This window comes from Desulfatiglans sp. (genome assembly GCA_012513605.1).
GTDB lineage: Bacteria > Desulfobacterota > DSM-4660 > Desulfatiglandales > HGW-15 > JAAZBV01.
This window is the reverse complement of the sequence record JAAZBV010000069.1, coordinates 19,029-32,045: the sequence shown is the minus strand read 5'-3', so window position 1 is coordinate 32,045 and position 13,017 is coordinate 19,029. Positions and strand designations below refer to the sequence as shown.

General features: G+C 44.1%; 12 protein-coding genes. 1 reads left to right on the top strand and 11 read right to left on the bottom strand.

Annotation, left to right across the window (positions count from 1 at the left end; genetic code table 11):
• Positions 1–5: 5 nt before the first annotated feature.
• The 11 genes from GX654_08710 to queA all read right to left on the bottom strand — a co-directional run bounded on the left by GX654_08710 (position 6) and on the right by queA (position 11,418).
• Entirely contained in the window at positions 6–950 is a 945-nt protein-coding gene (locus GX654_08710; protein ID NLD36936.1) for an FHA domain-containing protein, read from the bottom strand.
• Positions 951–1,023: 73 nt separating this feature from the next.
• Positions 1,024–2,439: a pyruvate kinase gene (gene pyk / locus GX654_08705; GenBank protein ID NLD36935.1), complete on the bottom strand. Its 1,416-nt coding sequence runs from the start codon at positions 2,437–2,439 to the stop codon at positions 1,024–1,026.
• A gap of 56 nt (positions 2,440–2,495) precedes the next feature.
• Positions 2,496–3,185, bottom strand: a complete 690-nt coding sequence (locus GX654_08700) for an S-adenosylmethionine-binding protein (GenBank protein NLD36934.1) — start codon at positions 3,183–3,185, stop codon at positions 2,496–2,498.
• Between the two features lie 14 nt (positions 3,186–3,199).
• Positions 3,200–3,925, bottom strand: a complete 726-nt coding sequence (locus GX654_08695) for a restriction endonuclease (GenBank protein ID NLD36933.1) — start codon at positions 3,923–3,925, stop codon at positions 3,200–3,202.
• A gap of 3 nt (positions 3,926–3,928) precedes the next feature.
• On the bottom strand, positions 3,929–4,321 hold the full coding sequence (gene mutT / locus GX654_08690; GenBank protein NLD36932.1) for an 8-oxo-dGTP diphosphatase MutT: 393 nt from the start codon (positions 4,319–4,321) through the stop codon (positions 3,929–3,931).
• A gap of 27 nt (positions 4,322–4,348) precedes the next feature.
• Positions 4,349–6,175, bottom strand: coding sequence for a tetratricopeptide repeat protein (locus tag GX654_08685; GenBank protein ID NLD36931.1), 1,827 nt, complete (start codon positions 6,173–6,175; stop codon positions 4,349–4,351).
• A gap of 24 nt (positions 6,176–6,199) precedes the next feature.
• Positions 6,200–7,243 carry a protein translocase subunit SecF gene (gene secF, locus GX654_08680; protein NLD36930.1) on the bottom strand — a complete coding sequence of 348 codons (1,044 nt, stop codon included), beginning with the start codon at positions 7,241–7,243 and terminating at the stop codon, positions 6,200–6,202.
• A 36-nt stretch (positions 7,244–7,279) separates the two neighbouring features.
• The gene (secD, locus tag GX654_08675; protein NLD36929.1) at positions 7,280–8,803 is read right to left on the bottom strand and encodes a protein translocase subunit SecD; all 1,524 of its coding nucleotides are present in this window, start codon (positions 8,801–8,803) and stop codon (positions 7,280–7,282) included.
• A 99-nt stretch (positions 8,804–8,902) separates the two neighbouring features.
• Entirely contained in the window at positions 8,903–9,217 is a 315-nt protein-coding gene (gene yajC / locus GX654_08670) for a preprotein translocase subunit YajC (protein NLD36928.1), read from the bottom strand.
• A 30-nt stretch (positions 9,218–9,247) separates the two neighbouring features.
• Entirely contained in the window at positions 9,248–10,357 is a 1,110-nt protein-coding gene (gene tgt, locus GX654_08665; GenBank protein ID NLD36927.1) for a tRNA guanosine(34) transglycosylase Tgt, read from the bottom strand.
• A 5-nt stretch (positions 10,358–10,362) separates the two neighbouring features.
• Complete coding sequence (gene queA / locus GX654_08660; protein ID NLD36926.1) at positions 10,363–11,418, bottom strand: tRNA preQ1(34) S-adenosylmethionine ribosyltransferase-isomerase QueA; 1,056 nt, start codon at positions 11,416–11,418, stop codon at positions 10,363–10,365.
• Positions 11,419–11,866: 448 nt separating this feature from the next.
• Here queA and alr point away from each other — a divergent pair, with 448 nt between their 5' ends.
• Positions 11,867–12,985, top strand: coding sequence for an alanine racemase (gene alr / locus GX654_08655; GenBank protein ID NLD36925.1), 1,119 nt, complete (start codon positions 11,867–11,869; stop codon positions 12,983–12,985).
• Positions 12,986–13,017 lie beyond the last annotated feature (32 nt).

Genomic DNA, 13,017 nt, shown 5'->3' with positions numbered 1-13,017 from the left:
AAATATCAATATTTTTTAAAAATATTAAGCAATTTTTGTCTAAAGGGAAGTGTTTTTTCAGGTATTATCTTCCCGTTCAGCCTGTTTTTCTCAATAGCTACTGCTATCGGGCCTACAAGAGAGTTAAGCAGGAACTGGTCTTTTTTGCGAAACCCGTAAGGCTTTATTGATTCAATATAAATTGCGCCAAGAAGCTCATTTCCGCTTATTATCGGGACACCCATTGCGGACTTTATTTCAAGGGTATCTCCCTTTTCTATGTATGCCTGGGGCAGTTCAAAATCTGTATTGGACATCCTTATGGTCTTTTTTTCATTTGCCACCCTTTTCATGATCTCTTTCTTGTACCTTGAGGAGGTCTTTTCATGTGAATCAGCTACTATCTCTACCATTTTCCCCTTTGGGTCTCCAGCCTGCGCTAAAAAGACACTTGCGTTATCTATCCTGGGCAGGGTCTCCAGCACCAGGTTGAGAAACAGCTTGAAAAAGGCATTTATATCCATCTGGGTCTTTAGCAACTCTGAAACATTGTAGACCAGCTCAAGCTCTTTTGCGGTGCGGCGCTCCTTTTTAGGTTTATCCTCTGAAGAGATTTCACCTGGAATATGGTCAGGTGAGGTGGCAGGCTTGATTAATGAGCCCCTTCCACCGACATCAATAAGCCTCATTACAGTATTGCCGACAGATACAAGGTCTCCCTCATTGATCTGGAACCCCTCACCTGGAGATATGGGCTCTCCATTAACCAGGGTGCCATGTTTGCTGTTCAGGTCCTCAATAAAGAAATCCCTGCCGATCTTGAATACCTTGAAGTGTTTGCGGGAGACAGATATATCCAGCAGGGCAATATCATTCATCTTCGGGCTTCTGCCGCAGAAAAAGATCTCCTTTGAACCTAGGTCAAAGACCTGATCCTGAAGGGGGCCATTTATTACGAGGAGACTGGGCATAGTTACTCAGACCTTATTTTTTCGGATTTATACCTATTATTAAATTCTAATCGCTTGAAACACAATAAAAAAATTATGCACATTTTTCCCTGAATTTTTCAATAGAGCTTATCTCTATATATGAGGCCCCATGCTCCACGCCGAAACTCCCTGCAAGAATGATTATAAGATCTTCATCATTAAATGGTATTTCATTAATAAGATAATAGATTTTTTTTCTTAAAGGGCGCGTTGAAGTAACATCCATAGGCGAATATTCGGCAAAAACACCAAAGGATAAGGAGAGGAGACGCACCACCCGTTTGTCATAGACCTGGGCATAAATAGGGTTATCACCCCTGTATGCTGCCAGCTCCCTTATGGATTTTCCTGTCATTGAATCCGCAACAATGCATTTTGTATTGAGCCTCAGCGCCGCCTTTACAGCGGCCTTTGCAAGGTATGCTGTGACCCTGTTTTCAAGGGAATAGGAGACATCAACATAGCTGCTTATTTTGCTCTCTACCTCGAGCGCTATCCTGGCCATGGTTTTCACTGCCTCTTCTGGGTATTTTCCATTTGCGGTCTCCCCTGAAAGCATAAGCGCATCTGTATGATCCAGGCAGGCATTGGCCACATCTGAGACCTCTGCCCTTGTGGGCCTTGGCGAATCTATCATGGAGTTAAGCATCTGGGTGGCCACAATAACAGGCTTGCGTCTCTCTATACAGGCTTTGATGATATCTTTCTGAATAAGGGGTATCTGCTCTGTAGGGATTTCTACTGCGAGATCACCTCTTGCAATCATGATACCATATGCATGATCAAGGATCTCATTAAGGTTCTGCACCCCCTGGGCATTCTCTATCTTGGCTATGATCTTTATTGGGGATTTTTTGCTGTCAAGAATATCCTGCACAGCAATAACATCCTCTTTGTTTCTTACAAAGGAATGTGCAATAAAATCCAGCTCCTGGTCTGCTGCAAACTCGATAAAAGCCTTGTCCTTTTCAGAAAGGGCCGGGAGTTTCACATGTACAGATGGGATATTTATGCTTTTCCTGGGATATATAACCCCGTCATTTTCAACCCTGCAATGCAGATATTCCTCATCCTTACTGGTTACAGTAAGGGCAATAAAGCCATCATCAATCAGTATGGAGGTTTTAACAGGCACATCTCTTACGAAATATTCATAGGATACATGGATTACATCATCATGGGATGGCTTTCCCGGCGCCCCTTTGATCCGTATTTTATCCCCGCATTTTACCTTGAGCGGCGAATCACTTGCGCATGTCCTGATTTCAGGGCCCTTTGTGTCAATAAGTATACCTATTTTATCCGAGACCTTTCGAGTATCCTCTATCACCTTAATGGCGTCATCATGGGTCATATGGGCGGTATTGAGCCTGACCACTGTCATACCTGCCCTGTACAGCCTCTCTATAAACGAAGGCGAACAGTTCATATTTGATATGGTTGCAACGATTTTAGTCTTCAGGGGCATGAGAATATCCTTCAATTTCTTTAAAGTAAAACAGCCTTCTTTTCACTGAATGGCAGTTATTGATTCGCCTTATAACCTCTGGGCGATTCAAAAAGTCTAAACTGGGCATCAGAATGTCCTTTTCTTTTTGCTACATTATACAATGAATTCTCTTCAACATCTTCATTACCCCATTGATGCCATCCAGGTTGTTTAAACCTGGCAAATAATTCCAGATATGGCCCTGGAGAGCATGACTCAATAAGCCCATAAATTTCATCAGGTTTTCTGGAATGCTCTCGTTTTCGGGTCGCGAGAAGATTTACCTGTGTCCTGCCAGGTTGAAGCGTCCTCATACTTCCTCTGACACCAAACAGGATTAGCTCTGTGACATTACGAAAGTAAAAGCCTACCCCTCTGCCATCAGGGCCACTGTCTTTTCGTATTTTGTACCAGACTATATTGGTTTTATATGTAAACCCCCATGCATCCATGACTTTAAGACCCTCCATGAGCAGTGCATTTGGCACCCAGAGATAAAGGTGTGATTTTGCAGCAGCAAGCCTTGAAACAGGCAGGTCCATTATCTCTTTAAGTTCCATTGTGGGGTACCTTAGAAGCCTTCTGTGCTCAGGCGCAACCTTTCCTGAGCGGTTTTGAAACTGCCACGGAGGGTCAGCCAATATTGTTGAATATTGACCCTCTATTTTTTCGAGTAGATCCCGAGACGGGTTTACTTCAGTGAGATTAATTATTTTTCCTGCCATACCAATCCCCTACATTACAATGTAACAATAGATCCTGGGATGCCTATTAAGAGTAATGGGCATGGATTCCCGACTCCCCTTTTCACTCTAATTTCTAATTTCTTCCAATGGGTAGTTGCCTCTCCAAACTTATCTGCTACAAACACATTTGCCCAGCCGTCTCCAAATGATCCTGCACTTGACACTGAATTTTCTATATTTTTTATCTGCCTTTCTGTGGGGGTATAATAAGGAGAAAGGTCATCTGTACATTTAATATGATTTTTTTTTGCAAACTTAGCTATACTTTTTTTGAGGTTGTTCTGAAGAGATATTCCACGCGTTATGATTCCACCTATTGAAATAACGCCATCAGCATGAAGACGTTTAAAATTTTCCAGATCCCTGTCGAAAAAAGGATCTTTATTATTCCATTCTATCTCTAAAGCAAATGTACCGGAGGTAAAATGCTTTACATGGTCTATCTCATGGGAGATCGCCTCTTTTTCTACACCATCAACAATTTTTTGGATTTGAAATATATGCTTTTTCCATCCCAAATTTGATAAGGCATGCCTCATCCTCTGGGTTAGTTGACCTTCACCTCCACCACCTTTAACAAGTTCTTCGACTGGCAATGTAATGTTGGAAAGCACTGATTCCAGCTCTGTCACGGCGTCTGGCATATCATGTTGTAATATCGCTTCGGCATGATGTAAGGCTAATATTTCAAATCCTTTTTCTTTTAATTTCTCAAGCATAAATTAGGCGCCTTTACATAAAATTTCTATAATTTTCTGATCTGGCGGAGGAAACTGGTAGAGAGATAACTCCTCCGTGTCAACCCATCGCATTTTCTGGCCTTCAAGGGGAGCGGGAGAGCCATTAACAAGGGAGCATAAAAATGCGTATAGCTCCACTATTTTGGTCTCGTATTCATGGGTCACAGATATAAGCAGCTCATAAGGGTTTATAACTACCCCGAGTTCCTCCCTTATCTCCCTTTTAACACACTCCTCAAGGGCTTCACCCTGCTCTCTTTTACCGCCGGGGAATTCCCAGAACCCCTCAAGGTGTGTGCCCCCCCGCCGTTCTGTAATAAGGATCTTCGCCTCATGCTTTATTATTGCGGCAGTGACCTCTATCTTTTTTTTGATTGTCATAAAGGTGCTGAAATCCTTTTATCAGAGAGTCTCCATCCTTAACCTGAGATATGCATCTTCAGCCTCACCATTACCAGGAGCAAGATCCAGTACCTTTTTATAAGTTTTAAGGGCATCAGCGGGCTTTCCCAGCTTTTCATAGAGCCTAGCAAGCTGCAAAAGGGTGGGCACATCATTTGGCTTTTGCTTGAGCAGCCCCTCGATGTGGGTGGCTGCCTCCTTTTCTTTACCAGTATTAAGGCATGCAATGATGAGGTATTTTGTTATATCACCATCTCCGGGGTTCTTTTTAAGACCTGCATCCATTACACTGTACATGGCCTTAAAATCCTTTTGCCTGTTCAGGTATTCAAATAAAAAGGGGTAATACTGTTTTTTCCCAGGGCTCTTTTCAACTATTTTTAATGCATGCTCAAAGGCAGATTTGTCATTTTTCTCTTTTTTATAGATATCAAAGAGAAACTCCCTTGATTCTATGTCACCCGGAGTTGCTTTCAGGTATTTTAGAAAGTAATCCTTTGCGGTCTTAGGGTTTCCTGTTTCATACTCAAGTGTGCCCAGGTTGAAGAGGACTGTCTTGTTGCCCGGCACAAGGGAGAGGATCTTTTTATAATGTTCCCTTAATGCCTTTTTGTTGCCCCTTTTTTCTTCAAGGTTTGCAAGCATTAACCATGCATCAGTATAATTTGGTCTGATCTTTATGGCCTCATTCAGGTATTCCTCTGCCTTTTTATATTCCTTTTTAGCTATAAGGCCCTCTGCCATCCTGATCCGGCTCTCTATATCATCAGGCTTTTTGGCCAGGGCCATTGTAAGATATTTATCAGCATTTACCTTGTCACCGGCACTCTCATACAAACCGGAGAGATTATAGTAGATATTCACATCCTCAGGGTCAAGCTCAAGGGCCTTCAGATAGGCGCCTATGGCGTTTTTTGCCTGTTTACTTTCAGAATAGAGATAACCGATAGTCTTGTATATAAATGCCTTTTCATTTTCAGGCGCCTTTTCAAGCAGTATATTGTACTCGGTTATTGCATTTTCTCTTTTACCAGTTCTTTCATAAAGTTCAGCGAGTCTCTTTCTTAAGTCAAGGTCTTCCGGGTTCAACTTTATAAGTCTTACGAGCATATCGGCTATTTTTACATTATTCTTTGCCGCCTCATATACCTTAAGGAGTCTCTTAATATCCTCTGAATCTGGTGAATCTCCTGCACTCTTTTCAATAAGGTCAGTCGCCTTGAGCCATGCCTTTGATGCAATGTATTCATCAACGAGAAGCTCTATGATCTTATCGTCAGTAAAACCTGTATCTACTGCCTTTTCAAGAATCTCGACCTTTGTTTTACTGTCAGGGGCGCCTTCAACCCTTGCTACCCAGTCCTTAACATCCGGCTCAATAACAATTTTTATTGTGCCTGCAACATCCTGATTACGCTTAACCTCAAGGGTGACCTGATGACGTTTAAAGATATCCTTATCATTAAGTAGCTTTTCAAGGGCTGTGTCTCCGTACAAAAGGCCATCTACATCAATATCTGCCGACGTGAGACTTATCCCCTGGTTGAAGAATACATTTGTGGATATCTCGCCTATTCTGCAGGTGTCAGAGGGGTGAAAACTGGCAGATTCCCCCTGAATTAGTTTAATGGTTTCCGAGTTTTTTGTGATAACTATATAATTGAGCCGGACCTCAGAGGGATTAAAGCCCCTGTACAAATAGACCCCTCCGGCCAATAAAACAATAATAATAATGATAAAAACCGGGCTGACCCTGTTGCCTTCGCCCGGTTTTTTTCTTATCTTCTTTACCTTTCTTGCCAGTCTTTCTCTGTTTGATAATGCCACGGTACTAATCTTTTAAAAAAGTTATCACTTCTTTTTTTCCGCTTTGCCTTCCCATGCAAGAATTACGGGGCTGGCCACAAATATGGATGAATATGTCCCGATCACAATACCTATGATCATTGCAAATGCAAAATCATGTATAACCGCCCCACCAAGCACATAGAGGGAAATAACAGCTACCAGGGTTGTTGCAGCGGTAAGGATCGTCCTGCTCAGGGTCTGGTTGATACTTGTATTCATTACCTCTCCCAGGTCGCGCTTTTTAAACCGGGCAACATTCTCACGAATCCTGTCAAACACAACAATCGTGTCATTCAGTGAATAACCGATTATAGTAAGCAGGGCAGCAATTATACTTAAGGATATCTCCCTGTCCGTAAGGGCAAATACACCGACTGTTATGGTAACATCATGGACAAGCGCAATTACCGCGCCCATAGCATATTTAAGGTTAAGCACCCACAACAGGATGATTGTGGCAATGAGCACTATAATGGAAAGCCAGACTATGCTTGCCCCCATCTTTGAGGCAATAAATATCACAAAACCAAGCGCAACTGTCATGGTTATGCTCTTGGCCCACTTGAGCTCAAAACGTCCGGATATATAGATGGCAATCAAAAGGATGGAATATAATATGGCAAGGCTTGCCTTATCACGAAGGTCACTACCCACCTTTGGGCCGACCATCTCAAAGCTTCTCATCTCTGCAGACTCACCGAATTTTTCAGAGAGGACATTGATCACCTTATCCTCAAGCCCTTCGCTCTCTATATCAGGATTCTGCACCCTGATAAGGTACTCGAACAGATCCTTTTCACCAAACTCCTGGATAATACTGTCCTGGAGGTTAATAGGTTTCAGCGCCTCCCTTAACTCTGCCGGGGTGTGCGCCTTTGCCATTTTTACCTGTATAAGTGTGCCACCGGTAAAATCCACCCCCAGGTTTGGGCCGCCCCTGTAGAGAAGCAGCAGTATACTTATAACAATCAGTGCAAGTGAAAAGGCATATGCCTTTTTTCTATTTCCTATAAAGTTTATGTTAACATCATCTTTAATTAATTGCATACATCAGCTCCAATATTTGAGATTACGCATTATTACTTAAACGCTGATCCTTTTCCAGTTCAGCTTTGTGTACAGGTAGTCAAAAATAAATCTTGTAATAAACACCTGCGTTATCATGGTCGCCACAATACCGATAGTTAAGGTCACCGCAAACCCCTTTACAGGGCCTGTGCCGAACTGGAACAGGACAATGGCAACTATCAATGTGGTTATATTTGCATCAAGGATGGTGACAATGGCCTTGCTGAATCCTGCATCTATGGCGGTTCTAGGAGTCTTGCCCAGCTTAAGCTCCTCACGTATTCGTTCAAAGATGAGTACGTTGGCATCAACGGCCATACCTATGGTTAGTATTATACCCGCAATACCTGGGAGAGTAAGGGTTCCCTTGAATGCAGCAAGCCCTGCCATTATCAGAACAAACATAATCAAAAGGGAGAGATCGGCTATCAGGCCTGATACCCCGTAATATATGGCCATAAATATAACTACTGCAATAGCACCCACGATCATGGAGAGGAACCCCTTATTTATAGAGTCCTGGCCAAGGGATGGGCCTACTGTCCTCTCCTCAAGGAACTTTACCGGCGCAGGAAGAGAGCCTGCCCTTAATGCGATTGCAAGATCCCTTGCATCATCCATTGAAAACCTGCCTCTAATTACAGCATTACCACCGGATATCTTTTCATCGATATTGGGGGCAGAATAGACATTGCCGTCAAGGACAATGGCGAGCTGCTTATTAACATTCTCCCCTGTTATCCTTTCAAAGATCCTTGCGCCCTGATTATTAAATGAGAGAGAGACATAGGGGGAGCCATCCTGTGGGTCCAGGGTTACCCTGGCGTCAGTGATATATTTTCCGGTAAGTTCAACGCGTTTTTTAAGCAGATAGGGTGTCCTGGTTACATTTCCTGATATCCTGTCACGATCGACCTCGTAAACCACCTCCCTGCCGGGTGGCACATTACCCTTAAGCGCCTCATCAATGCTGTTTTCAGTATCAACCAGTTTGAATTCCAGCTCTGCAACCTTTTTCATGAGATCCTTGGCCCTGTCAGGGTCTGATACACCGGGGAGCTGTATCTGTATCCTGTGGTTCTGAAGGAGCCTTATATCTGCCTCAGCCACACCGTATTCATCGATCCTGTTTTCTATTGTCTCACGTGCCTGCTCAGTGGCGAGCTTCATGGCCTCATCCCTGGCCTCCTGCTTTAGGAGCAGCGTGTATCTTGCCCCATTTTCCACAGAACCGCCATCTTTTATATCATACTCCCTGTAGCGGGCGGAGATCATATCTTTAAAGGTGCCCTTATCCTCTTCCCTCATGAGGGTAACATTAATGCCGGTTATCCCTTCACGTTTCAGATCAAGGTATCTTATCTTCTCTTTTCTTAACTCATCCTTGATATCATCCACTGCCCTTTCAAGGTCATTTTCCACCGCCTTCTCAGCCTCTACCTCAAGAATAAGATGAATGCCCCCCTGCAGATCGAGCCCCAGATGTATCTTATCCTGGGGCAGCACCCCTGACCACCACTGGGGCATGCCACCTGGCATGGATGGAACAAGGTATATGAGCGCAATGACAATAAAGATCGCGATTATTATGCCGCGCCAGCGCAAGTTCTTTGACACGATTTATCTCCCCCTTTTTATTTAGTTAATCTTGCCTGCGACCGAACCCCTTGATATCTTTACCCTTACCTTTGGGGCGATCTCCATTATTATTGCATCATCGGTAAGGCCGGTGATCTCACCATGAAGCCCTCCTGAGCTTATTATCTTGTCTCCCTTTTTCAGGGCCGTAAGCATTGTACGATGCTCCTTTGCCTTTTTCTGCTGCGGCCTCATAAGCAGGAAATAGAAGATAATTATCAATGCTATAAAGGGCAGAAAGCCCATCAGGCCTCCACCCTGTGCCTGTGTCCCTGCCTGGCCACCCGCCCCCATGGCGTATGCTACATCTATCATTATAATCCCTCCAATGTTTTATTTTTCAGTTCAGTTTCTTAATCTATAAAATTCTGTTTGAAATTCCAATATTTTATTATCTTTTATTGCATTTTTTATTCTTTCCATGAAATGGATGTAATAATAGATATTGTGTATGGTGTTCAGCCTGTAGGCTAAAAGCTCTTCAGCCATAAAAAGGTGCCTCAGATAGGCCCTTGAATAGTTCCTGCATGTATAACACCCGCAGTTTTCATCTAATGGGGAATTATCTTCCTTATATTCTGCATTTTTTATTACAATCCTGCCGCCATCAATAAAAAGTGAGCCATTCCGGGCATTTCTGGTAGGCATCACACAGTCAAACATATCCACGCCAAGGATAACTGCCTCAAGGATATCCTCTGGCTTTCCAACACCCATAAGGTACCTGGGCCTCTCTTCCGGCAGAAACCGGATGGTCTCGCTTATTACGCGCTCCCTTGTCTCCCTGTCCTCCCCGACCGATAAGCCCCCAAGTGCATAGCCAGGAAAGTCCAGTTTTACAAGCTCTTTAGCGCTCCTTTCCCTCAGGTCGCTGTACATGCCCCCCTGCACGATCCCGAAGAGGTTCTGCTCCTTTTCAAGCTCCTCGTTAAGGCAGATCTCTGCCCATCTTGTGGTGAGTCTGACAGAATTTTCCACATACCTGTATTCTGCCGGCCAGGGTGTGCACTCGTCAAATGCCATAACAATATCACTTCCAAGTGCCCTCTGTATGGCCATAGACTCCTTTGGGCCAAGGAAATGGCTTGACCCGTCTATGTGCGACTGGAATGTAACCCCATCCTCTGTAATCTTTCTCAGTTTGGCAAGGCTGTATACCTGGTACCCGCCGCTGTCCGTAAGCACAGGCCTGTCCCAGTTCATAAACCTGTGTATGCCGCCAAGTTTTTTTACTGTTTCATGGCCGGGCCTTAAGTATAGATGATAGGTATTGGATAGTATTATCTGTGCCCCTGCATCTGTAAGGTCCTCCGGTGTGAGGGCCTTTACTGTCCCCTGCGTGCCCACAGGCATAAAGACAGGGGTCTCAATATTGCCCCGCGCAGTCTCTATTATGCCGCACCTCGCACCTGTGGAGCCATCCTTATGTGTAATCTGAAATTCCAAAAATCTTATCCTCTCTAGTCAATCAGCATGGCATCGCCATAACTGAAAAATCTGTATTCACTTCTAACCGCATGGGCATATGCCTTTTTAATAAGCTCCCTGCCACCAAAGGCTGAGACCAGGAAAAGTAGCGATGACTTTGGCAGATGGAAATTTGTAATAAGTGCATCTATCACCCTGAACCTGAAACCGGGTGTAATTAAAAGCCCTGTCTTCCCGCTGGATGGCTCAATACAGCCCGATTTGATAGCCGCACTCTCAAGTGTCCTCACAGTGGTTGTACCCACGGCAACAACCCTCCTGCCTTCATCCTTTGCCCTCCTGATCGCGCTTGCGGTCTCACCCGTGATGCTGTAATACTCCTCGGCAAGGATGTGCTCCCTTATGTCTGTCACCCTTACAGGCTGAAATGTCCCGTATCCCACATGAAGCGTTATACCTGTAACCTCTATATCCCTTTTTTTAAGGGCAGATACAATTTCATCTGTAAAATGAAGCCCTGCTGTAGGGGCTGCGACCGCACCCCTCTTTGCGCTGAATATGGTCTGATACCTCTCCCTGTCAAGAGGGGCAAGGCCATTATCCTCTCTCTTTATATATGGAGGGAGGGGGATAGTGCCATCATTTTCAAGTATATGATCAATGGAGGCTGCACCCAAAAAAGAGATCCTTGCAAGCCCCCCTTCGGTAACCTCTTCAACCGTGCCGATAAGACCCTTTTCAAAAAAGATCCTGCTCCCCTTTTTTGGCCTTTTTGAGGATTTTAACAGGCACCACCTGCTTTCAGATATATTCTCATCCAGGGTCTCAGGGTGTTCAAGCACCAGTATTTCTGCCCTGCCGCCGCTCTCCTTGTGCCCGTAGAGCCTTGCAGGCACTACCCTTGTGTTATTAATTATCAGGAGATCACCCGGCGTTAGGAGCATGGGTAGGTCATAAAACCTGTAATCAGATATACGCCCCTCAAGCTTCTCCACATAAAGAAGCCGTGACCTGTCCCTGTCCGGGGCAGGGGTCTGGGCAATCAGCTCTTCCCTTAATTCAAAATCATATTCTTCAATATCAAACATAATATTTCACCACGGAGAGCACGGAGGACACGGAGAAAAGCTTCTTTTAAGTTGTTAATAAATAATTTTTATTTTTCTTCGCGCCCTTTGCGTCTTTGCGGTTTAATTTTAGTCTGTCACTTCAACCATACAAGAGCACTGAGGACACGGAGAAGATTAAAAGCTTTTACTCCGTGCTCTCCGTGGTTTATTATCTTTTATTACCCCTATTGATAATTGTTGCATCAAGCGAATAACAAGAGGGGTAACTTATATAAAATATTTAATAAAGTCAAAAGCTTTAATTGGTAAAAGAGGCAGGCAGGAACCAGCCGGGTATACAACTGAAAAATGGATTGGAAGGAGCCGGGGTTCATGACTGTGTGTTTGAATGGACCTCATATAATCCTTGATATACAACCACATATCATATATCTAATACTCTCTTAAAAAATATTACAGGGTTGGAATGCTGATATCACCTAATAAACTGACTATAGACCTTGGGGCCATTGTACATAACCTTGGAGAGGTAAGAGGCTGCATAGGGCCTGGCATAAGCATCATGGGGATTGTAAAATCCGATGCCTATGGTCACGGTATGGTGCCTGTCTCAAAAACCCTTGAAAAAAATGGGGTCTACTCGCTTGGTGTCTCATTTATCAGTGAGGCCTTGATGCTCAGGGAAGAGGGCATAAGGATACCTGTAATCATCCTCTGCGGCATAGATAAAGAGGCGGAGGCCTTTGCTGCTGTTGATAATGGGCTTACGCCTGTTGTATATGACCTGGATTCGGCTGAAAGACTTGAAAGGGTGGCCTCCATCCGGGATAAAAGGCTTAAGGTACATGTAAAGATAGATACCGGTATGGGACGGCTTGGAATAGATTGTGACCATGCCGTATCCTTTATAAAAAGGGTTGCAGGTTTTAAATCCCTTGAGATAGAGGCGCTCATGTCGCACCTCTCCTCCGCAGATGAAGAAGATATCGCCTTTACAAAAGGGCAGATAGAGAGATTCAATGCAGTGGTTAACGAGGCAAAAAAAATGGGGCTTGATCTCAGGCTAAACCACCTGGCAAACAGCGCAGGGATTATCGCCCATAAGGGTTCCCATTTTGACATGGTGCGGCCAGGCATCATGCTCTATGGAGGGCTGCCATCCCCTGATTTCAAAACAGGGTTAGACCTCAGGCCGGTAATGGGTTTAAAATGCCACATACTGCAGATAAGGGAGTTTAATGATAATACCCCGGTGAGTTACGGCAGGAGATATTATACAGAGGGTAATAGAAAGATTGCTATTGTATCGGCAGGCTATGCAGACGGCATACCAAGGGCCATCTCCAACAGAGGCAGGGTAATTATTGGTGGTGAATTTGCACCCATAAGAGGTAATGTTTGCATGAACATGCTTGCCTGCGATATAACAGGGATTAATGCTGTTAAGGCAGGGGATGAATGCACTGTCATAGGTACAGATAGCAAAAAAACCATAACCGGTGATGAGATAGCAGGGCTATGCAGCACCATTTCATATGAGGTATATTTATCTTTTGGCAAAGGCCTTGAAAGGGAATATATCTAAGAATCAGATGTAAAAGGAGTTGGTAAAAAAGA

Bases quoted from the DNA above. Each gene is read 5' to 3' on its own strand.
- GX654_08710 (NLD36936.1), bottom strand. From the start codon at position 950: ATGCCCAGTCTCCTCGTAATAAATGGCCCCCTTCAGGATCAGGTCTTT.
- queA (NLD36926.1), bottom strand. From the start codon at position 11,418: ATGTTTGATATTGAAGAATATGATTTTGAATTAAGGGAAGAGCTGATT.
- secF (NLD36930.1), bottom strand. From the start codon at position 7,243: ATGCAATTAATTAAAGATGATGTTAACATAAACTTTATAGGAAATAGA.
- secD (NLD36929.1), bottom strand. From the start codon at position 8,803: ATGCCAGGTGGCATGCCCCAGTGGTGGTCAGGGGTGCTGCCCCAGGAT.
- alr (NLD36925.1), top strand. From the start codon at position 11,867: ATGCTGATATCACCTAATAAACTGACTATAGACCTTGGGGCCATTGTA.
- pyk (NLD36935.1), bottom strand. From the start codon at position 2,439: ATGCCCCTGAAGACTAAAATCGTTGCAACCATATCAAATATGAACTGT.
- GX654_08695 (NLD36933.1), bottom strand. From the start codon at position 3,925: ATGCTTGAGAAATTAAAAGAAAAAGGATTTGAAATATTAGCCTTACAT.
- GX654_08700 (NLD36934.1), bottom strand. From the start codon at position 3,185: ATGGCAGGAAAAATAATTAATCTCACTGAAGTAAACCCGTCTCGGGAT.
- yajC (NLD36928.1), bottom strand. From the start codon at position 9,217: ATGATAGATGTAGCATACGCCATGGGGGCGGGTGGCCAGGCAGGGACA.